At 61.3% G+C, this 19,421-nt stretch carries 19 protein-coding genes and 2 tRNA genes; 19 read left to right on the top strand and 2 right to left on the bottom strand.

Annotated features, from left to right (window positions below):
* Window positions 1–16: 16 nt before the first annotated feature.
* On the bottom strand, window positions 17–610 hold the full coding sequence (locus CMI59_RS11785; protein ID WP_293328449.1) for a hypothetical protein: 594 nt from the start codon (window positions 608–610) through the stop codon (window positions 17–19).
* Between the two features lie 207 nt (window positions 611–817).
* Here CMI59_RS11785 and CMI59_RS11780 point away from each other — a divergent pair, with 207 nt between their 5' ends.
* The 5 genes from CMI59_RS11780 (at window position 818) to CMI59_RS11760 (ending at window position 6,774) form a co-directional block, all read left to right on the top strand.
* The gene (locus CMI59_RS11780; protein WP_293328448.1) at window positions 818–1,150 is read left to right on the top strand and encodes a hypothetical protein; all 333 of its coding nucleotides are present in this window, start codon (window positions 818–820) and stop codon (window positions 1,148–1,150) included.
* Between the two features lie 246 nt (window positions 1,151–1,396).
* Complete coding sequence (locus CMI59_RS11775; protein WP_293328447.1) at window positions 1,397–2,044, top strand: ATP-dependent Clp protease proteolytic subunit; 648 nt, start codon at window positions 1,397–1,399, stop codon at window positions 2,042–2,044.
* Between the two features lie 286 nt (window positions 2,045–2,330).
* Window positions 2,331–3,596, top strand: a complete 1,266-nt coding sequence (clpX, locus tag CMI59_RS11770) for an ATP-dependent Clp protease ATP-binding subunit ClpX (RefSeq protein WP_293328446.1) — start codon at window positions 2,331–2,333, stop codon at window positions 3,594–3,596.
* 259 nt (window positions 3,597–3,855) lie between these two features.
* Window positions 3,856–6,306, top strand: a complete 2,451-nt coding sequence (gene lon, locus CMI59_RS11765; RefSeq protein WP_293328445.1) for an endopeptidase La — start codon at window positions 3,856–3,858, stop codon at window positions 6,304–6,306.
* Window positions 6,307–6,498: 192 nt separating this feature from the next.
* Window positions 6,499–6,774, top strand: coding sequence for an HU family DNA-binding protein (locus tag CMI59_RS11760; protein WP_293328444.1), 276 nt, complete (start codon window positions 6,499–6,501; stop codon window positions 6,772–6,774).
* 75 nt (window positions 6,775–6,849) lie between these two features.
* Here the strand turns inward: CMI59_RS11760 and CMI59_RS11755 are convergent, their stop codons facing one another.
* Window positions 6,850–8,241: an MFS transporter gene (locus tag CMI59_RS11755; protein ID WP_293328443.1), complete on the bottom strand. Its 1,392-nt coding sequence runs from the start codon at window positions 8,239–8,241 to the stop codon at window positions 6,850–6,852.
* Window positions 8,242–8,412: 171 nt separating this feature from the next.
* On the opposite strand from CMI59_RS11755, the gene CMI59_RS11750 reads away from it, so the two are divergent.
* The 14 genes from CMI59_RS11750 to CMI59_RS11685 all read left to right on the top strand — a co-directional run.
* Window positions 8,413–8,488 (top strand) — tRNA-Val (locus tag CMI59_RS11750).
* Window positions 8,489–8,847: 359 nt separating this feature from the next.
* Window positions 8,848–8,924 (top strand) — tRNA-Asp (locus CMI59_RS11745).
* 289 nt (window positions 8,925–9,213) lie between these two features.
* Window positions 9,214–9,579 carry an NADH-quinone oxidoreductase subunit A gene (locus CMI59_RS11740; RefSeq protein WP_167095151.1) on the top strand — a complete coding sequence of 122 codons (366 nt, stop codon included), beginning with the start codon at window positions 9,214–9,216 and terminating at the stop codon, window positions 9,577–9,579.
* Entirely contained in the window at window positions 9,576–10,154 is a 579-nt protein-coding gene (locus CMI59_RS11735; protein ID WP_293328442.1) for an NADH-quinone oxidoreductase subunit B, read from the top strand. The genes CMI59_RS11740 and CMI59_RS11735 overlap by 4 nt, the downstream gene beginning before the upstream one ends.
* A 63-nt stretch (window positions 10,155–10,217) precedes the next feature.
* Entirely contained in the window at window positions 10,218–10,820 is a 603-nt protein-coding gene (locus CMI59_RS11730) for an NADH-quinone oxidoreductase subunit C (protein WP_293328441.1), read from the top strand.
* A gap of 1 nt (window position 10,821) precedes the next feature.
* Window positions 10,822–12,000, top strand: a complete 1,179-nt coding sequence (locus tag CMI59_RS11725) for an NADH-quinone oxidoreductase subunit D (RefSeq protein ID WP_293328440.1) — start codon at window positions 10,822–10,824, stop codon at window positions 11,998–12,000.
* Complete coding sequence (gene nuoE, locus CMI59_RS11720) at window positions 11,997–12,617, top strand: NADH-quinone oxidoreductase subunit NuoE (protein WP_293328439.1); 621 nt, start codon at window positions 11,997–11,999, stop codon at window positions 12,615–12,617. The genes CMI59_RS11725 and nuoE overlap by 4 nt, the downstream gene beginning before the upstream one ends.
* Entirely contained in the window at window positions 12,617–13,909 is a 1,293-nt protein-coding gene (gene nuoF / locus CMI59_RS11715; protein WP_293328438.1) for an NADH-quinone oxidoreductase subunit NuoF, read from the top strand. Before nuoE ends, nuoF begins: the two co-directional genes overlap by 1 nt.
* Window positions 13,910–13,913: 4 nt before the next feature.
* Window positions 13,914–15,995 (top strand): NADH-quinone oxidoreductase subunit NuoG, encoded by a 2,082-nt coding sequence (gene nuoG / locus CMI59_RS11710; protein WP_293328437.1) that lies wholly within the window; start codon window positions 13,914–13,916, stop codon window positions 15,993–15,995.
* 17 nt (window positions 15,996–16,012) lie between these two features.
* Window positions 16,013–17,041: an NADH-quinone oxidoreductase subunit NuoH gene (gene nuoH / locus CMI59_RS11705; protein ID WP_293328436.1), complete on the top strand. Its 1,029-nt coding sequence runs from the start codon at window positions 16,013–16,015 to the stop codon at window positions 17,039–17,041.
* 40 nt (window positions 17,042–17,081) lie between these two features.
* On the top strand, window positions 17,082–17,573 hold the full coding sequence (gene nuoI, locus CMI59_RS11700; RefSeq protein ID WP_293328435.1) for an NADH-quinone oxidoreductase subunit NuoI: 492 nt from the start codon (window positions 17,082–17,084) through the stop codon (window positions 17,571–17,573).
* A gap of 77 nt (window positions 17,574–17,650) precedes the next feature.
* On the top strand, window positions 17,651–18,265 hold the full coding sequence (locus CMI59_RS11695) for an NADH-quinone oxidoreductase subunit J (protein ID WP_293328434.1): 615 nt from the start codon (window positions 17,651–17,653) through the stop codon (window positions 18,263–18,265).
* Window positions 18,266–18,308: 43 nt separating this feature from the next.
* On the top strand, window positions 18,309–18,617 hold the full coding sequence (nuoK, locus tag CMI59_RS11690) for an NADH-quinone oxidoreductase subunit NuoK (protein ID WP_293328433.1): 309 nt from the start codon (window positions 18,309–18,311) through the stop codon (window positions 18,615–18,617).
* Between the two features lie 7 nt (window positions 18,618–18,624).
* The coding region (locus tag CMI59_RS11685; protein WP_293328432.1) for a proton-conducting transporter membrane subunit at window positions 18,625–19,421 on the top strand (797 nt) is incomplete at its 3' end.

The raw sequence follows: 19,421 nt of genomic DNA, 5'->3' as shown, positions 1-19,421 counted from the left end.
GGCCTGATGGCGGGCGTCAGGTGCCGGCGCCGGCCAGATCCTCAGTGGAGGCCGGTGCTGCCGCCGCCGCCGCATCTCGCTTTTTGAATTCTCGAACCAACTCTTCGATGAAGAGGGAAATATTCTTCTTCATGGTTCCCTCATTGGCGAGCCGGAGGCGTTCCACACCAAGAAAGGCATCGGAAAAATTCGCTGTGTAGGAGCAGGAAATTTCTCTCTCATACACGAGCTCATTGGTGTCGATCTCTGTGAGGCGGTAGCGGACGTGCGAGTCGACGGTGAGATCGAGCCCGACTATCGGCTGGTCGATATCCAGCATTTGGGCGTCCAGCCGGTATTTCGGTTTTTCGGCCGCATACATGGCGTCGAGCATCAGCGACTGTTCGAGCGCCGTCTTGAATTCCGGGCTGCCGACCTCTGAGGTCCAGAGCGGATTTGTTTCCGAGCCCCCTGTGACGTCACCGACCGTGATGGCCTTTTTCAGCGAGGACGTGTCGGAAATGACGGTGGCTTCTGTGACGGGAGCCGTCATGGCGCCGGAGCGCGCGCCGGACGCGCAGGCCGCGAGAGATGTCAGCAGAAGAATGGAGAAAAATAGTCTGGCAATCATGTTGTCCCCCCAGAATAAAGAAAGCCCGATACAGGATGCCCCATTTTCTACCGGGCGAGAAGCTGGACATTGTGTCCGGGGGCAGCATTATTGAACTCGACTTGATTTGATTGCCTGGGGGAAACGGCGATGTGGGGTGTTCGGGGCGTATGTGTTTTGGTCGCGGCGGTAGCGCTGACGGCCTGCGGCGGTCGGAAGACCGTTGAGGTGCAGCAGCACCGGACCACCGACGCCGTCCTCTCATGCGATCATCTGGCCGGGGAGCTGGCCGTCAACCGCTCCCGGATCGACGATCTCGTCGGGGAGACGAGGCATTCGAACGACAATAATGCGGGCATGATCGCCGGCGCCGTGCTGGTCCCCGGCATGCTGTTTTTCATCGATTTGTCGGACACTGAGAAAAAAGAGGCCGAAGCGCTTCTGGTCCGCAATCGCGAGGTCGGGCGGTTGATGCGGGAGAAAGGGTGCCCAGGCGCGCCGGAAGAGGCGAAAGACCGGGCCGAGGCGCCTGCGCCAGGCCGGGAGAATGACCCGTCCTGAGGCTGCGCTGAAAAATGCGCAAGACCCTTCGCGCAGAGGGGAGGAAATCTTCAGCATCTGACCCTATATTGGTCTATGCGCTAGAGTTCTGAACCGACCTTTTACCGAATCACATTAGCCATAGTCGTCAGGTGCCTTGCGGCGCGGGAGACGCAACGAAGGGGCTGGGAGGCCCCGGGCCCGCAGCCGCTCCACGCCGGACCGAAGCCCGAAGAGACTCAAGAGAGCCGACGCTCAGGAGTGACCATGAAAGACCCGCTCGATATGTATATGAATCTCGTGCCGATGGTGGTCGAGCAGACCAATCGGGGCGAACGCGCCTATGACATCTTTTCGCGCTTGCTGAAGGAGCGGATCATCTTCGTGGCCGGCCCCGTGGAAGACGGCATGGCGACGCTGATTACCGCGCAGCTCCTTTTCCTCGAGGCGGAAAATCCCAAAAAAGAAATCTCGATGTACATCAACTCGCCCGGCGGCGTAGTGACGAGCGGCCTGTCGATCTACGACACGATGCAGCATATCCGGCCGCCCGTTTCGACCGTCTGCATGGGCCAGGCCGCTTCCATGGGCTCGCTGCTGCTGACGGCGGGCGAAAAGGGCATGCGCTTCGCGCTGCCCAATGCCCGGATTATGGTGCACCAGCCCTCCGGCGGCTTCCAGGGCCAGGCCACCGATATCGAGATTCACGCGCGTGAAACCCTCGCAATCCGCGAGCGTCTCAACCAGATATATGTGAATCACACCGGTCAGTCGCTGAAGGCGGTCGAGGATGCGCTGGAACGCGATAACTTCATGACCCCCGAAAGGGCCAAGGAATTCGGTCTGATCGACCATGTCGGTGTGGCGCGCGGCCCCTCCGAAGAGGCTTCTTCCTCCGACGACAAGACGGAGTAATCCGTTTCTTGTGTCTATCGGGCGGCCGGCTTTCGCGGGCGACGGAAATGCCTCGAATCGGGGCCTTTTGCCCATTCCCGGGTCAATTGATCCATCGTAATGAAATGTTGATCCGGCATTGGGTAACATGCTCGTATGTCGGACAGGTGACGGGATCCGATCCGATTTGCGGCGCCGCGCGTAAGAAATTGCGCGGTCACTTGATCCCGCACCGCAGGACAGGCACGGTTGGTGCATGGGAATATTCATTCGGCCCGTCCTGCGGGTAACTGCCTAAGGAGTTTCTATGAGCAAGGTTAGCGGCGGCGACTCCAAGAACACGCTGTACTGTTCCTTTTGCGGCAAGAGCCAGCACGAGGTCAGGAAGCTTATTGCGGGGCCGACCGTTTTCATTTGCGACGAGTGCGTCGAGCTGTGCATGGACATCATTCGCGAGGAGAACAAGTCCTCGCTGGTGAAGTCCAGGGATGGCGTGCCTTCGCCGCAGGAAATCAACGAGGTGCTCGATGATTATGTGATCGGGCAGGCCCACGCCAAGCGCGTGCTGGCCGTGGCCGTTCACAATCACTACAAGCGCCTGAACCACGCCGCCAAGAACAATGACGTCGAACTGGCCAAGTCGAACATCCTGCTGATCGGCCCCACGGGCTGCGGCAAGACGCTTCTGGCCCAGACGCTGGCGCGCATCCTCGATGTGCCGTTCACCATGGCGGATGCGACGACGCTGACCGAAGCCGGTTATGTCGGCGAGGATGTGGAAAACATCATCCTGAAGCTGCTGCAGTCGGCCGACTACAATGTCGAGCGGGCCCAGCGCGGCATCGTCTATATCGACGAGGTCGACAAGATCAGCCGCAAATCCGACAACCCCTCCATAACGAGGGACGTGTCGGGCGAAGGCGTGCAGCAGGCGCTGCTGAAGATCATGGAAGGCACCGTTGCCTCCGTGCCGCCCCAGGGCGGTCGCAAGCACCCGCAGCAGGAATTCCTGCAGGTCGACACGACGAACATCCTGTTCATCTGCGGCGGCGCCTTTGCGGGTCTCGACAAGATCATTGCCGGGCGCGGCAAGGGGCAGGGCATCGGCTTCTCGGCCAATGTCTCCTCGCCGGAAGAACGCAAGGTGGGCGAGCTTCTCAAGGAGCTTGAGCCGGAAGACCTGCTGAAATTCGGCCTGATTCCCGAATTCGTCGGTCGTGTCCCGGTTCTGGCGACGCTGGAAGACCTCGACGAGGATGCGCTGATCCAGATCCTGACCGTGCCGAAGAATGCGCTGGTGAAGCAGTATGAGCGCCTCTTCGATATGGAGAATGTGAAGCTCACTTTCTCCGAGGAAGCGCTGCGGGCGATCGCCCGAAAGGGCATCGAACGCAAAACCGGCGCGCGCGGCCTGCGCTCGATTCTGGAATCGATCCTGCTCGACACCATGTTCGAATTGCCCGCGCTTGAGGGAGTCGAAGAGGTCGTCATCGGCCACGAAGTGGTCGAGGGCAAGGCGCGTCCCCTCTATATCTATGCCGAACGGCAGGATGACGTAGAGACAAGCGCCTGATCCGAAAGGATTTTTCCCGATTTTGGGGATGGCCTTGAAAGCACGGGCTTTCAAGGCCATTTCTTTATCAACAGAGTAAAGTCCTGCAGTTTCGGGTCTGCGCGGCGCCCCCCATCCGGTTGGTGCGCCTCCCCCAGAAAGCGATCGCTCTCACGGCTATCCGAATCCGGGTAAGCTGACCCCTTGAGGACGGCGATCAGCATTCATTCATAATGAGAATGCTAGTCTCCAGGCTGCGGGCGTAACGGAAGGTATGAGCATGTCTGACGAAAATGAAAAAGCTGAAGGTTCCGCAGGCGATGTGAGTGGCGGCGACAAGCTGACGCTTCCCGTTCTGCCGCTCCGCGATATCGTCGTGTTTCCGCACATGATCGTGCCCCTTTTCGTCGGACGCGAAAAGTCGGTGAGCGCGCTCGAAAACGTGATGCAGGACGACAAGCAGATTCTTCTGGTCGCCCAGAAGAACGCGGCGGACGATAATCCTGCTACGGATGAAATCTATGAAGTCGGCGCCGTCGGGACCGTGCTCCAGTTGCTGAAGCTGCCCGACAACACCGTGAAGGTGCTGGTCGAGGGCGTGAAGCGCGCCCGCGTGAAGCGCTACACCGGCAATGAAGAATTCTTCGAGGCCGAGATCGAAGTCATCGAGGAGGAATCCGAAGATGACGATCAGCTCGAAGGGCTGGCGCGTTCGGTCGTCACCCAGTTCGAGAGCTATGTGAAGCTCAACAAGAAGGTGCCGCCGGAGGTGACCGCTTCGATCGGCCAGATCGACGACTCCGCCAAGCTCGCCGATACGATTGCGAGCCACATCAACATCAAGCTGCCCGAGAAGCAGGAGCTTCTCGAAATGCCCTCCGTGACCTCGCGTCTGGAGCGCGTCTACTCGCTCATGGAAGGCGAGATCAGCGTGCTGCAGGTGGAAAAGCGTATCCGCAGCCGCGTGAAGCGCCAGATGGAGAAGACGCAGCGCGAGTACTATCTGAACGAGCAGCTCAAGGCCATTCAGAAGGAACTCGGCGACAGCGACGACGGCAAGGACGAGCTGCGCGAACTGGAAGAGCGGATCGAAAAGACCAAGCTCTCCAAGGAAGCGCGCGAAAAGGCTCAGGCCGAACTCAAGAAGCTGAAGCAGATGAGCCCGATGTCGGCGGAAGCGACGGTGGTGCGCAACTACCTCGACTGGATGCTGTCGATCCCGTGGAAGAAGAAAGCCCGGGTGAAAAAGGATCTGAACGCCGCGCAGGAAATTCTGGATACGGATCACTTTGGCCTGGAGAAGGTCAAGGAGCGGATCGTCGAATATCTCGCCGTTCAGCAGCGTTCCAACAAGCTGAAGGGGCCGATCCTCTGCCTCGTCGGCCCGCCCGGCGTCGGCAAGACCTCGCTCGGCAAGTCGATCGCCCGCTCCACGGGCCGCGAATTCGTGCGCATGTCGCTGGGCGGCGTGCGGGACGAAGCGGAAATCCGCGGTCACCGGCGGACCTATATCGGCTCCATGCCCGGCAAGGTCATCCAGTCGATGAAGAAGGTGAAGCACACCAACCCGCTCTTCCTGCTCGACGAGATCGACAAGATGGGTGCGGACTTCCGTGGCGATCCCTCTTCGGCGCTGCTGGAAGTGCTCGACCCGGAGCAGAACGGCACCTTCGCGGACCACTATCTCGAAGTGGACTACGACCTGTCCGACATCATGTTCGTGACGACGGCGAACACGCTCAACATCCCCGGCCCGCTGCTCGACCGTATGGAGATCATCCGGATCGCCGGCTACACCGAGGACGAGAAGGTGGAGATCGCGCGCCGTCATCTGATCGACAAGGCCGTCGAGAGCCATGGCCTGCGCAAGGGCGAATGGTCCATCGACGATGACGCTCTGCGCCACCTGATCCGCGTCTACACGCGCGAGGCCGGTGTGCGTAACCTCGAGCGCGAGATCAACAGTCTTGCCCGTAAGGCGGTGAAGGAGATCCTCACCACCGACAAGAAGTCCGTCGAGCTCACCAAAGAGAACATCGAGGACTATGCGGGCGTGCCCAAATATCGCTACGGCGAGGCCGAGGGCGAAGACCAGGTCGGCATCGTGACCGGCCTTGCCTGGACCGAGGTCGGCGGCGAATTGCTGACGATCGAAGGCGTCATGATGCCCGGCAAGGGCAAGATGACCGTGACGGGCAATCTGCGCGACGTCATGAAGGAATCGATCTCGGCGGCAAGCTCCTTCGTGCGCGCCCGGGCGACCCGCTTCGGCATCGAGCCGCCGCTTTTCGACCGCAAGGACATTCACGTCCATGTGCCGGAAGGGGCGACCCCGAAGGACGGTCCGTCGGCGGGCGTGGCCATGACCACGGCCATCGTTTCGATCATGACCGGCATCCCCGTCCGCAAGGACGTGGCTATGACGGGCGAGATCACGCTGCGCGGACGTGTCCTGCCGATCGGCGGCCTGAAGGAAAAGCTCCTCGCCGCGCTGCGCGGCGGCATCAAGACGGTGCTGATCCCGCAGGATAACGCCAAGGATCTGGCCGATATTCCGGACAATGTGAAAAACGCGCTGGAAATCGTGCCTGTGGACAATATCGACGAGGCGCTGGCCCGGGCTCTGACCAGCCCGCCGGAGCCCATCGAGTGGGACGAGGAAGCCTATGTGGCCGAACAGGCCGCTGCGGCACGTCAGCCCGGCGCAGCCGGCAATGTGACGGCTCACTGAGCGGAAACAGGCGCAAGCCACTGACATGAAACTGTAAACGGGGGCCGCAAGGCCCCCGTTTTTGCATATGCGAAGAACGAATTTTCCGCAGAATTCCTACGTTTTTTGTTTTGACCGCCTTCCGACCGGGCGGGTAGACTCTGAACTCCTGAAGGGAATCGCGATTCCCTCGCTCATCCAGAGGGGCCAAAAGTGAACAAGAACGATCTCATTGCAGAAGTGGCGGACCGCAGCGGCCTGTCCAAGGCTGATGCGACCAAGGCTGTCGACTACGTTTTCGACATCATCACCGAATCCTTGAAGAAGGAAGAGGAAGTCCGCCTCGTTGGCTTCGGAACGTTCAACGTTTCGCACCGCGCAGCCACGGAAGGCCGCAATCCGCGCACGGGTGAAGCCATCCAGATTCCGGCATCGAAGCAGCCGAAATTCAAGGCGGGCAAAGGTCTGAAAGACGCCGTTAACGCCTGATCTACAGATGCTTGCGGACGCATTGGACCGGCCGCCCCGAAAGGGGCGTGCCGGTCTATGTGTTTGAAGAGGGTGTCAGGACGGCTTTTCCGGTGAAGGCCCGGCTTCGTCGTCTGAGACCATCGCCGATCCCTCGGACGCGTTCTCCATTTCGAAATCCTCCGAAAACTCCGCCACGCCCTGCTGGACGCTGGCGCCTTCCGATGCGTCTCCTTCGGCGGCGTATGAGGCGTCTTCCTCCGAGCGCGGGTCCAGTTCGGGGGCTGCCACCTGGGTCTGGGGGAAGGGAACGGCCACGAACTCGCCCCGCTGCTCTTCCGTCAGCGCAGGCCGCGAGCGGATCCGCGCCAGCGTGAAAAGTGCATAGACGATGTGAATGGCGGCGATGAACAGGAAGATGGCCGCCATGCCGAAGCGCTGTGCGACCAGCGAGGCAGCCGACGGCCCGATAATGGCGCCTGCGGCATAGACCAGCAGCAGGCCGCTCGAAACGGAGACGAAACTTTCCCCCTGCGCATGGTCGTTCATATGGGCGACGACCACCGAATAGAGCGTGAGGCTGAAGACGCCGAACGCGAATCCCGAGCCCAGCAGCGCTTCCATGGAACCGATCCCGCCGGCATAGAAGAGGGCGATGTCGCCCAGCACCGCGCCGATGCAAAGCAGCAGAATGATGATGCGCCGGTCCAGCCGGTCCGAATAGCGGCCGATGGGAAACTGGGCGAGCGCCCCGCCCACGATGGCTGCCGTCATGAAGAAGGAAATGTCGCGTGTGTTGAGGCCCGAATCGGCTGCGAAGAGCGGCGCCAGCGTCCAGAACGGACCATTGGTCAGGCCGATCACGAAAGATCCCATCAACCCCACTGGAGAGAGCGCATAAAGGCGCCTCAGATTGATCGAGACGGTCTGGATGGGCGCAGGCTGTACCGAAGTTGTCAGCGCCACGGGAACGAGCGCCACCGAGGTGAGAATCGAGCACAGCGCGAACAGGCCGAAGGCCGCCGGGTCCGACAGGTTGAGCAGAAGCTGTCCCGCGGTGACGGAAAGAAGGTTCACCACCAGATAGGTGGCAAACAGGCGTCCCCGCGTCTCGTTGGTGGCCTGCTCGTTGAGCCAGCTTTCGATCACCATATAGAGCCCGGCAAAGCAGAAGCCGGTCAGGCCACGCATGGCCGACCAGGACCACGCGTCGCTGAAAAGCGCATGGATGAGCGGCGCGGCCGATGCCGCCGCGCACAGCGCCGCGAAACTTCGGATATGACCCGCGCGGCGCACGATATAGGGCGTCCCGACACAGCCCACCAGAAAGCCTGCGAAATAGACACTGCCGAAGAGACCGATGGTCGGCGTACCGAAACCGTCGATTCCGGCGCGGATGGGCACCAGCGTGCCGAGGAGACCGTTTCCGATAAGCAGGATGGCCGTCGCGCTGAGAAGGGCAAGAAAGGGAGCGATTGTACGGGTCAAAACGCAGGGTCCGGGCGTCGTGGGGGCGGCGTCGACAATGAGGATGGGGGTTTAGCCGCGGAATGCAATCGTAGAAGGCTCGTCGTCGCGCATTTGTGTAAGACGGCGTGAAAGTGGAAATCGGCACATTGCCAAGACCTGTCCCATCGGATAGGAAACGGCAGCGCAAGCGGGCGGTTAGCTCAGTTGGTAGAGCATCTCGTTTACACCGAGAGGGTCGGCAGTTCGAGCCTGTCACCGCCCACCATTTTCCGCATCGCCCGACATCCCGGCTGACACCGAGGATGGCAGCTCCGATAGCGGCCCGCGCATTTCCCTCATGACACACACAGCCTCGTTGCATTCGTCCTTTCCGCTGTTCGCGTAGGGGAGGGGCGTCGAGGCGAGAATCGGTCGGGCTAAACGAAAGTCCCGGCCCTGTGAGAGGCCCGATGAAAGGCAAAGTCTTCGTCCGGAAATCACGCGCATTTCAGGCGAAAACCTCGCAGGCGCCGATGCTTCGCATCTCCGTCGATTTGATTGTCGTTTTTGCGTCATCCCGCGCTTGACACATCACCCCCTGTGGCTTACGAACCGCGCACCCTGATGAGGGCGCTGGTCGCAAGAGGGGGTGTAGCTCAGTTGGTTAGAGCGCTGGCCTGTCACGCCAGAGGTCGCGGGTTCGAGTCCCGTCACTCCCGCCATCCTCGCCAAATTTCCGGCTCAAATAGATGCATTTTGCGGCAATGCAACAATTGCGAAAGAGTCGCAATAAGAGTCCGTCCGGACCTCCCTCAACTTCCCGGTTTTTCTAGGTTTTTTCCTCTCGACGACTTGCAGTCAGCATTTGATTCTGCAATAGCGAGGGATATACTGCGCGCCAAATCAGGCGGCTCACTCGCTTATGCGAAATCCACGGGCCGCGGATCGAAGCCCGGCGCAGGGGCGCTGTTGCCATAGCGAGCAGCCCGGGCTTCCAGAGAGGACTTTCGGATGCAAGAGCTCTTAAGCGAATATCTGCCCATCATCATTTTCATGGGCATCTCGCTGGTCATCGGTCTTGCCCTTCTCGTCGCGCCGTTCCTGATCGCCCCGAGCGATCCCGATCCCGAAAAGCTCAAAGCCTATGAATGCGGCTTCGATGCGTTCGAGGACGCGCGCATGAAGTTCGACGTGAAATATTATCTCGTCGCCATTCTCTTCATCATCTTCGACCTGGAAGTGGCCTTCCTCTTCCCCTGGGCCGTTGCGCTCGGCGATGTGGGGCTGTTCGGCTTCTGGTCGATGATCGTATTCCTTGGCGTCCTGACCGTCGGCTTCGTCTATGAATGGCGCAAAGGCGCTCTGGAGTGGGAATGAGTACTGAGAACCCCGACAAGGTAATTGCCAACAATCCCGGTGTGGTGAGCGCGGTCGAAGGGCAGGCGCCCTGGCCGGAAGATCGCGGCAGTCTGGAGAAGATGTCGAACCAGCTGGCCGACAAGGGCTTCGTCCTCACCACGGTGGAAGACCTGATCAACTGGTCGCGCACTGGCTCGCTGATGTGGATGACCTTCGGTCTGGCCTGCTGCGCGGTGGAGATGATGCAGACCTCCATGCCGCGCTACGACGTCGAGCGTTTCGGTGTCGCGCCGCGCGCCAGCCCCCGCCAGTCCGACGTGATGATCGTTGCCGGCACGCTGACCAACAAGATGGCGCCTGCGCTTCGCAAGGTTTACGACCAGATGCCGGAGCCGCGTTACGTCATCTCCATGGGCTCCTGCGCCAATGGCGGCGGCTATTACCATTATTCCTATTCCGTGGTACGAGGCTGCGACCGCGTGGTGCCGGTCGATGTCTATGTGCCGGGGTGCCCGCCGACTGCCGAGGCGCTCCTCTACGGAATTCTTGCTCTTCAGAAGAAGATACGGCGGACGGGCACGATCGACCGCTGAGTTTTCTCATTCCGGTTGCGCATCTCCGCGCGGCCACTGCCTAACGAGTTCGGGATCTGACCGATGGACGAAAGTCTCACTGATCTGGGCGAGCATATCGTCGGCGCGTTGCCGGATGCCGCGCTCGGCATGCAGGTGGCCTATGGCGAACTGACGATCAATGTGCAGGCTCAGCACATCGTGTCGGTTCTGAAGTTTCTGCGCGACGATCCGGCTTGCCGCTTCGCGACGCTGATCGACATTACCGCGGTGGACTATCCCGCACGGGCGCGGCGCTTCGACGTCGTCTATCACCTGCTTTCCATGCATCAGAATCAGCGCGTTCGCGTGAAACTCGAGACCGACGAAGATACGGCCGTGCCGAGCGCCATCTCCATCTACCCGGCGGCCAACTGGTTCGAGCGTGAAGTCTTCGACATGTATGGCGTTCTCTTCTCCGATCATCCGGACCTGCGCCGCATCCTGACGGATTACGGTTTCAACGGGTATCCGCTGCGCAAGGACTTCCCGCTCACAGGGTATGTCGAGGTGCGCTATGACGACGACCAGAAGCGCGTCGTCTACGAACCGGTCAAGCTCAATCAGGAATTCCGCAGCTTCGACTTCATGAGCCCGTGGGAAGGGGCCGAATATCTGCTCCCGGGCGATGAGAAGGCGGAGAAGTAAGATGGCAGAACAGCAGCTCCAGAATTTTCATCTGAACTTCGGCCCGCAGCACCCGGCGGCCCATGGCGTGTTGCGCCTGGTGCTGGAACTGGACGGCGAAGTCGTCGAGCGCGTGGACCCGCATATCGGCCTCCTGCATCGCGGCACCGAAAAGCTGATCGAATACAAGACCTACCTCCAGGCCAATGCCTATTTCGACCGCCTCGACTATGTGGCGCCGATGAACCAGGAGCATGCCTACTGCCTGGCCATCGAAAAGCTGCTCGACATCGAGGTGCCGCGCCGGGGGCAGTTCATCCGTGTGCTGTATTCCGAGATCGGCCGTATCCTGTCGCACATGCTGAACGTGACGACGCAGGCGCTGGACGTCGGCGCGCTGACGCCGCCGCTCTGGGGCTTCGAGGAACGCGAAAAGCTCATGATCTTCTATGAGCGCGCATCCGGCGCCCGCATGCATGCCGACTATTTCCGCACGGGTGGTGTGGCGAAGGACCTGCCGCCGGAGCTTCTGGAAGACATCTATAATTTCTGCGATCCCTGCCTTCAGGTGCTGGACGATCTGGAAGGCCTGCTGACAGGCAACCGCATCTTCATGCAGCGCAATGTCGATATCGGTGTCGTCTCGCAGCAGGATGCGCTGGACTGGGGCTTCTCCGGCGTCATGGTGCGCGGCTCGGGCATGGCCTGGGATTTGCGCCGCTCGCAGCCCTATGAAGTCTATTCCGAACTCGACTTCGACATTCCGGTCGGCAAGAACGGCGACTGCTACGACCGTTATCTCATCCGCATGGAAGAGATGCGCCAGTCGATCAGGATCATGAAGCAGTGCATCGAAATGATGCCGGGCGGTCCGGTCCACAATACCGACCACAAGGTGACGGCTCCGTCGCGCAAGGATATGAAGCGCTCCATGGAAGCGCTCATCCATCACTTCAAGCTTTATACCGAGGGCTATCACGTGCCTGCCGGCGAAGTGTATGCCGCGGTGGAAGCACCCAAGGGCGAGTTCGGCGTCTTCCTCGTCGCCGACGGCACGAACCGTCCCTACAAGTGCAAGATCCGCGCGCCGGGATACGCCCATCTTCAGGCGATGGATTATCTCTGCAAGGGCCACATGCTGGCGGATGTGTCGGCGATCCTCGGCTCTCTCGATATCGTGTTTGGTGAGGTGGACCGATGAGCGTTCGCAGGTTGGATCCCAATCAGCCCGAGAGCTTCGAGTTCACGCCCGAAAATCTCGACTGGGCCAAAACCCAGATGGCGAAATACCCGGACGGCAAACAGGCCTCCGCGATCATCTCGTTGCTCTGGCAGGCTCAGAAGCAGCATGGCTGGCTTCCGGAACCGGCGATCCGCTATGTCGCCGATCTGCTGGGCATGGATTACATCCGGGCGCTCGAAGTGGCGACCTTCTACACCATGTTCAACCTGTCTCCGGTCGGCGAGCATTTCGTGCAGCTTTGCGGCACCACGCCGTGCTGGCTGCGCGGCGCGGACGATTTGAAGGAAGTCTGCCGCAAGCATATCGGCGAAGAGGGCGAGGTGTCCGAAGACGGCAAGCTCTCCTGGCTCGAGGTCGAATGCCTCGGCGCCTGCGTGAATGCGCCCATGGTGCAGATCAATGACGATTTTTACGAGGATCTCGACGCGGAGAAATTCGAGCGGATCCTTTCCGAGCTGCGTTCGGGCAAGGATGTGAAGCCGGGGCCGCAAAACGGTCGCCGCTCTTCCGAGCCGGAAGACGGGCCGACCACGCTGAAGGACTCCATGTCCGCCGGCAAGGCGGGGGGTGAGTGATGCTGGAAGACAAGGATCGTATCTTTACCAATCTCTATGGTTTCGACGATTGGGGCCTTGAAGGCGCAAAGCGCCGTGGCGATTGGGACGGCACGGCGGCGATCATCGCCAAGGGCCGCGACTGGATCATCGACGAGATGAAGAATTCGGGTCTGCGCGGCCGTGGCGGCGCGGGTTTCCCGACCGGCATGAAATGGTCTTTCATGCCCAAGGAATCCGACGGACGTCCGCATTACCTCGTCGTCAATGCCGACGAATCCGAGCCCGGCACCTGCAAGGATCGCGACATCATGCGTCACGATCCGCACAAGCTCATCGAAGGCTGCCTCATCGCCAGCTTCGCCATGGGCGCGCATGCTTGTTACATCTATGTGCGCGGCGAATTCATCCGTGAGCGCGAGCAGCTTCAGGCCGCCGTCGATCAGGCCTATGAGGCGGGCCTCATCGGCAAGAACGCGGCAGGCTCCGGCTGGGACTTCGATCTTTACGTCCATCACGGCGCGGGCGCGTATATCTGCGGTGAGGAAACGGCGCTGCTGGAAAGCCTTGAAGGCAAGAAGGGCATGCCCCGCCTCAAGCCGCCTTTCCCGGCCAATGTCGGTCTCTATGGTGCGCCGACCACAGTGAACAATGTGGAATCGATCGCGGTTGCGCCCACCATTCTGCGGCGTGGCGCGTCGTGGTTTTCCGGGCTGGGCCGACCGAACAATGCGGGTACCAAGCTCTTCTGCATTTCCGGCCATGTGAACAAGCCGTGCAATGTGGAAGAGGAGATGGGGATCCCGCTTCGCGAGCTGCTCGAAAAACATGCCGGCGGTGTGCGCGGCGGCTGGGACAATCTGCTGGCGGTCATCCCCGGCGGGTCTTCCGTGCCGCTCCTGCCGAAAACGGTTTGCGACGACGTGCTGATGGATTTCGACTCGCTGAAGGCGGTTCAGTCGGGTCTCGGCACCGCCGCGGTGATCGTGATGGACAAGTCCACCGACATCATCAAGGCGATCGCGCGTCTTTCCTATTTCTACAAGCACGAGAGCTGCGGTCAGTGCACGCCCTGCCGCGAAGGCACGGGCTGGATGTGGCGCGTGATGGAACGTCTGGTGGCGGGTGAAGCGGAGCCTGCGGAAATCGACATGCTGCTCGATGTGACGAAGCGTGTCGAAGGCCACACCATCTGTGCTCTGGGCGATGCGGCTGCATGGCCGGTCCAGGGTCTGATCCGGCATTTCCGTGGAACGATTGAAGAGCGCATCGCGGCCAAGCGCGGCGGTGCGGCTCAAGTGGCGGCGGAGTAAGCGCATGACCATCATCAAGGTCGACGGTGAAGAAATCGATGTTGCGCCGGAGCTGACGCTGCTTCAGGCATGCGAGGCGGCGGGCAAGGAAATTCCGCGCTTCTGCTATCACGAGCGTCTGTCGATTGCCGGCAATTGCCGCATGTGCCTCATCGAGGTGAAGGGCGGACCGCCCAAGCCCGTCGCATCCTGCGCGCAGAATGTGCGCGACCTGCGGCCCGGCCCGGAAGGTCAGCCGCCGGAACTCTTCACCAACACCGAAATGGTGAAGCGCGCCCGCGAAGGCGTGATGGAGTTCCTGCTCATCAACCATCCGCTCGACTGCCCGATCTGCGATCAGGGCGGCGAATGCGACCTGCAGGACCAGTCCATGGCCTATGGCGTGGACGGGTCGCGCTTCCATGAAAACAAGCGCGCGGTCGAAGAAAAATATATGGGCCCGCTGGTGAAGACGGTGATGACGCGCTGCATTCAGTGCACGCGCTGCATCCGCTTCACGACGGAAGTCGCCGGTGCCGGCGAACTCGGCGCCATCGGCCGCGGCGAGGACATGGAAGTCACGACCTATCTCGACCGGGCGCTCACCTCCGAGATGTCGGCGAATGTCGTCGATCTCTGCCCGGTCGGCGCGCTGACCTTCCGTCCCTTCGCCTTCACCGCGCGCCCGTGGGAACTCGTCAAGACCGAGTCCATCGACGTGATGGACGCGCTCGGCTCCAATATCCGCGTCGATGCGCGCGGATCTGAAGTGATGCGCATTCTCCCGCGCCTCAATGATGAGGTGAATGAGGAGTGGATTTCCGACAAGACCCGTTTCGTATGGGACGGCCTGAAGACGCAGCGCCTCGATACGCCCTATGTGCGCGAAAACGGCAAGCTGCGCGCCGCGACCTGGGACGAGGCGTTCGACGTCATCGCCGCCAAGCTCCGTGAGCTGAAGGACGATCAGGCAGCCGCCATTGCGGGCGACCTGGCCTGTGCCGAAAGCATGAAGGCCCTGAAGGACCTTCTGGGCAAGATCGGCTCCCCGCATATGGATTGCCGTCAGGATGGCGCGAAGATCGATGCGTCTTCCCGTGCCAACTATCTTTTCAACTCCACCGTGGCGGGTATCGACAGCGCGGACATGATCCTGCTGGTCGGCACCAACCCGCGTCTGGAATCGCCGGTGCTCAATGCGCGCATCCTGAAGGCGCAGCGCCAGAACGGTGCCCGTGTCGGCGTGATCGGCGAGCAGGCCGATCTTACCTATCCTTATGATTATCTCGGCGCCGGTCCGGCGACGCTTCAGGACGTGCTGGACGGCAAGGGCGACTTTGCCGAAGCCTTCCTCAAGGCCGAACGTCCGATGATCGTGCTGGGGCAGAGCGCTCTGGCGCGCAAGGACGGCGCCGCTGTGCACGCCGCTGCCGTGGCGCTTGCCAAGGCCGCCAAGGCCGTGCGCGAAGACTGGAACGGCTTCAACGTGCTCCACACCGCCGCGGCGCGTGTCGGCGGCCTCGATCTCGGCTTCCTGCCGGGCGAGGGCGGTCGCGATATCGACGGCATTCTGGACGGCGCGTCCTCCGGCGAGATCGGCCTTGTCTGGCTTCTCTCCGCCGACGAGATCGACATGGACCGGCTGGGCTCCGCCTTCGTCGTCTATCAGGGAACGCATGGCGACCGGGGCGCACACCGCGCCGACGTCATCCTGCCGGGCGCCGCCTACACCGAAAAGTCGGCGACCTGGGTCAACACCGAAGGCCGCGTCCAGATCGGACGTCGTGCTTCCTTCCCGCCCGGCGAGGCGAGGGAGGACTGGACGATCATTCGCGCGCTTTCCGGCGTGCTCGGTCTGACGCTGCCTTACGACGATCTCGATGCGCTTCGCGTCGCCATGGAAGAAGACGCGCCGCATTTCGCGGATACCGACATGGTGTTCCCCGCGGCCGAACTGCCGGACGGCGAAAAGGGCGCGTTTGAAGACGCAGCCTTTGACACGGCGGTGAAGGACTTCTATTTGACCAATCCGATTGCGCGGGCAAGCCGTGTCATGGCGCTGTGCTCCGCCGAGAAGAGCGCATCACTCAGCGCGGCAGCAGACTAAGGGAAGGCACCGGGGGTATGTCCGATATACTTGTCTCATATGGCATTCCGCTGGCGATCATTCTCGCCCAGTCGCTTGCCCTTCTGGTCGCGCTGTTGCTGGTGACGGCCTATGTGCTGCTCGCCGACCGCAAGATCTGGGCGGCGGTGCAGCTTCGTCGCGGTCCCAATGTCGTCGGCGCCTTCGGCCTGCTGCAATCCTTCGCGGACCTGTTGAAGTTCGTCTTCAAGGAAGTGGTCATTCCTTCCAGCGCGAACAAGGGCGTGTTCCTGCTCGCACCGCTGGTTTCCGTCGTACTCGCATTGTCGGGCTGGGCGGTCATCCCGATGGCGGATGGCTGGGTCATCTCCAACATCAATGTGGGCATCCTCTACATCCTCGCCATCTCCTCGCTCGGCGTTTACGGCGTCATCATGGCGGGCTGGGCGTCGAACTCTAAATATCCGTTCCTGTCGGCGCTTCGCTCGGCCGCGCAGATGGTGTCCTATGAAGTCTCCATCGGCTTCGTTCTCGTGACGGTGCTGATGACGGCGGGCTCGCTGAACCTGTCCGAGGTGGTGGAAGCGCAGCGCGGCTCTTGGGGGCTCTTCTCCTGGTACTGGCTGCCGCATTTGCCGATGCTGGTGATCTTCTTCATCTCCGCGCTGGCGGAAACGAACCGTCCGCCCTTCGACCTTGCGGAAGCGGAATCGGAACTCGTCGCCGGCTTCATGGTGGAATATTCCTCCACCACCTACATGATGTTCATGCTGGGCGAGTACGTCTCGATCCTGCTGATGTGCGCCATGACCACCATTCTCTTCCTCGGTGGCTGGCTGCCCCCGGCCGACTTCGCGCCGTTCACCCTGGTGCCGGGAATCGTCTGGTTCCTCATCAAGGTGTTCCTCGTCTTCTTCATGTTCTCGATGGTGAAGGCATTCGTGCCGCGCTATCGCTATGACCAGCTCATGCGCCTCGGCTGGAAGGTGTTCCTGCCCATCTCGCTCTTCTGGGTCGTGCTGACGGCCGGTGTGCTGGTCTCTTTCGGATGGGTGCCGCATGCCTGACCGCGCCGCATCCGTTTTCGCCAAGGGAAAGGACTGAGCCATGTCCGCGCTTATGCAATCCGCCCGGCAGCTTTTTCTCCAGGAGTTCGTTTCGAGCTTCTTCCTCGCCATGCGCTATTTCTTCAAGCCCAAGGCGACGCTGAACTATCCGTTCGAGAAGGGCGCGCTGTCGCCGCGCTTCCGTGGCGAACATGCGCTGCGCCGTTACCCGAACGGCGAAGAGCGCTGCATTGCCTGCAAGCTGTGCGAGGCGATCTGCCCGGCGCAGGCCATCACCATCGAGGCCGGCCCGCGCCGCAATGACGGCACCCGCCGCACCACGCGCTACGACATCGATATGACGAAATGCATCTATTGCGGTCTCTGCCAGGAGGCCTGCCCGGTGGATGCCATCGTCGAAGGACCGAATTTCGAGTTCGCCACGGAGACCCGTGAAGAGCTCATGTATGACAAGGACAAACTCCTCGCCAATGGCGACCGCTGGGAACGCGAGATCGCGCGCAACATTGCGCTCGATGCGCCGTATCGCTGAGCGGGCCCGGATTAGGGCAGGGGAATTAACGGAAGGGCCGGCGCGCGTCACGCGGCCGGATTGAGCAAGGGGCAGACATGATTGTTACCGCCATAGCGTTTTACGTCTTTGCGGCGATCACCGTCGCGGCGGGCTTTATGGTCATCGCCGCGCGCAACCCCGTGCATTCGGTGCTCTTCCTGATCCTGGCCTTCTTCAACGCCGCCGCGCTCTTCGTGCTGATGGGGGCGGAGTTCCTGGCATTGATGCTGGTCGTCGTCTATGTCGGCGCCGTCGCCGTGCTCTTCCTCTTCGTGGTGATGATGCTCGAAATCGACATCGCCGAGATGCGCGAGGGCTTCCTGCAATATCTGCCGATCGGTGGCCTTGTCGGCTTTATCCTGCTGGTCGAGCTTGTCCTGGTGCTCGGCGCGTGGACCTTCGCGCCGGAAGCGGCCGGCGTCGCGGCGCATCCCGTCCCCGACGTCGCTCAGATCGACAACACGCGCGCGCTCGGACAGCTCCTCTACACCAACTACGTCTATCTCTTCCAGGCGGCCGGTCTGGTTCTTCTCGTGGCAATGGTTGGCGCCATCGTGCTGACCCACCGCGAGAACACCAAGGCCAAGCGCCAGAACATTGCTCGCCAGGTGTCGCGTCGTCGCGATCAGGCGATCGAAAACAAGAAAGTCGATCCCGGACAGGGGCTCTGACGGGTTACAAGCGGCGCATCTTCATGGCGCCGAGGAGAAATACATGGCTATCGGCCTCGGACATTATCTGACCGTTGCGGCGATCCTCTTTACGCTGGGGATTTTCGGCATCTTCCTGAACCGGAAGAACGTCATCATCATCCTCATGTCGATCGAGCTGATGCTGCTCGCCGTCAATATCAACCTCGTGGCCTTCTCCACATTTCTGGGCGATATGGTCGGTCAGGTCTTTGCGCTTTTCGTTCTGACAGTCGCCGCCGCCGAGGCCGCCATCGGTCTGGCGATCCTCGTTGTGTTCTATCGCAACCGCGGCTCCATCGCGGTTGAAGACATCAATTCGATGAAGGGGTAAGGAAGCAATGTTCTCAGCCATCGTCTTCCTGCCGCTTCTGGGCTTCCTGACCGCCGGGATTTTCGGTCGCTGGCTCGGTCCGCGCGGCGCGCAGATCGTTACCTGCGTGCCGATCGTGATTGCCGCGATCCTGGCCGCCTTCGCCTTCGTCGATGTCGGGCTTCAGGGCGAGACCTATCGCCTGCAGGTTCTCACCTGGATCAATTCCGGCGCCTTCGAGGCGGATTGGCGCCTGCGCATCGATACGCTGACGGCGGTGATGCTCGTCGTGGTGACCTGGGTCTCCGCGCTCGTGCACATCTATTCGATCGGCTATATGAGCCACGACCCGCAGCAGCCGCGCTTCTTCGCCTATCTGTCGCTCTTCACCTTCGCCATGCTCATGCTGGTGACGGCGGATAATTTCGTGCAGCTCTTCTTCGGCTGGGAAGGCGTGGGGCTTGCCTCCTATCTGCTGATCGGCTTCTGGTACAAGAAGCCGAGCGCCAACGCCGCCGCGATCAAGGCCTTCGTCGTCAACCGTATCGGCGACTTCGGCCTCATCCTCGGCATTGCGACGCTGTTCTTCACCATCGGTTCGGTGGATTTCGACACCGTCTTCAAGGCGATCCCGGACCTGCAGGACAAGACGTTCCTTTTCCTCGGCTATGACGTGCCGATCGTCACCACGGCCTGCCTGCTGCTCTTCATGGGCGCCATGGGCAAGTCGGCGCAGTTCCTGCTCCACACCTGGCTGCCGGACGCGATGGAAGGCCCGACGCCTGTTTCGGCGCTTATCCACGCCGCGACCATGGTGACGGCGGG

The sequence above is a fragment of the Parvibaculum sp. genome, assembly GCF_002684405.1.
Taxonomy (GTDB): Bacteria; Pseudomonadota; Alphaproteobacteria; order Parvibaculales; family Parvibaculaceae; genus Parvibaculum.
This window is presented reverse-complemented; position numbering and strand designations above follow the sequence as displayed.

What these genes read in the sequence shown, in the direction of transcription:
- CMI59_RS11785 (WP_293328449.1), bottom strand. Translation starts at nt 610, where the DNA reads ATGATTGCCAGACTATTTTTCTCCATTCTTCTGCTGACATCTCTCGCG.
- CMI59_RS11775 (WP_293328447.1), top strand. Translation starts at nt 1,397, where the DNA reads ATGAAAGACCCGCTCGATATGTATATGAATCTCGTGCCGATGGTGGTC.
- clpX (WP_293328446.1), top strand. Translation starts at nt 2,331, where the DNA reads ATGAGCAAGGTTAGCGGCGGCGACTCCAAGAACACGCTGTACTGTTCC.
- lon (WP_293328445.1), top strand. Translation starts at nt 3,856, where the DNA reads ATGTCTGACGAAAATGAAAAAGCTGAAGGTTCCGCAGGCGATGTGAGT.
- CMI59_RS11740 (WP_167095151.1), top strand. Translation starts at nt 9,214, where the DNA reads ATGCAAGAGCTCTTAAGCGAATATCTGCCCATCATCATTTTCATGGGC.
- CMI59_RS11735 (WP_293328442.1), top strand. Translation starts at nt 9,576, where the DNA reads ATGAGTACTGAGAACCCCGACAAGGTAATTGCCAACAATCCCGGTGTG.
- CMI59_RS11730 (WP_293328441.1), top strand. Translation starts at nt 10,218, where the DNA reads ATGGACGAAAGTCTCACTGATCTGGGCGAGCATATCGTCGGCGCGTTG.
- CMI59_RS11725 (WP_293328440.1), top strand. Translation starts at nt 10,822, where the DNA reads ATGGCAGAACAGCAGCTCCAGAATTTTCATCTGAACTTCGGCCCGCAG.
- nuoE (WP_293328439.1), top strand. Translation starts at nt 11,997, where the DNA reads ATGAGCGTTCGCAGGTTGGATCCCAATCAGCCCGAGAGCTTCGAGTTC.
- nuoF (WP_293328438.1), top strand. Translation starts at nt 12,617, where the DNA reads ATGCTGGAAGACAAGGATCGTATCTTTACCAATCTCTATGGTTTCGAC.
- nuoG (WP_293328437.1), top strand. Translation starts at nt 13,914, where the DNA reads ATGACCATCATCAAGGTCGACGGTGAAGAAATCGATGTTGCGCCGGAG.
- nuoH (WP_293328436.1), top strand. Translation starts at nt 16,013, where the DNA reads ATGTCCGATATACTTGTCTCATATGGCATTCCGCTGGCGATCATTCTC.
- nuoI (WP_293328435.1), top strand. Translation starts at nt 17,082, where the DNA reads ATGTCCGCGCTTATGCAATCCGCCCGGCAGCTTTTTCTCCAGGAGTTC.
- CMI59_RS11695 (WP_293328434.1), top strand. Translation starts at nt 17,651, where the DNA reads ATGATTGTTACCGCCATAGCGTTTTACGTCTTTGCGGCGATCACCGTC.
- nuoK (WP_293328433.1), top strand. Translation starts at nt 18,309, where the DNA reads ATGGCTATCGGCCTCGGACATTATCTGACCGTTGCGGCGATCCTCTTT.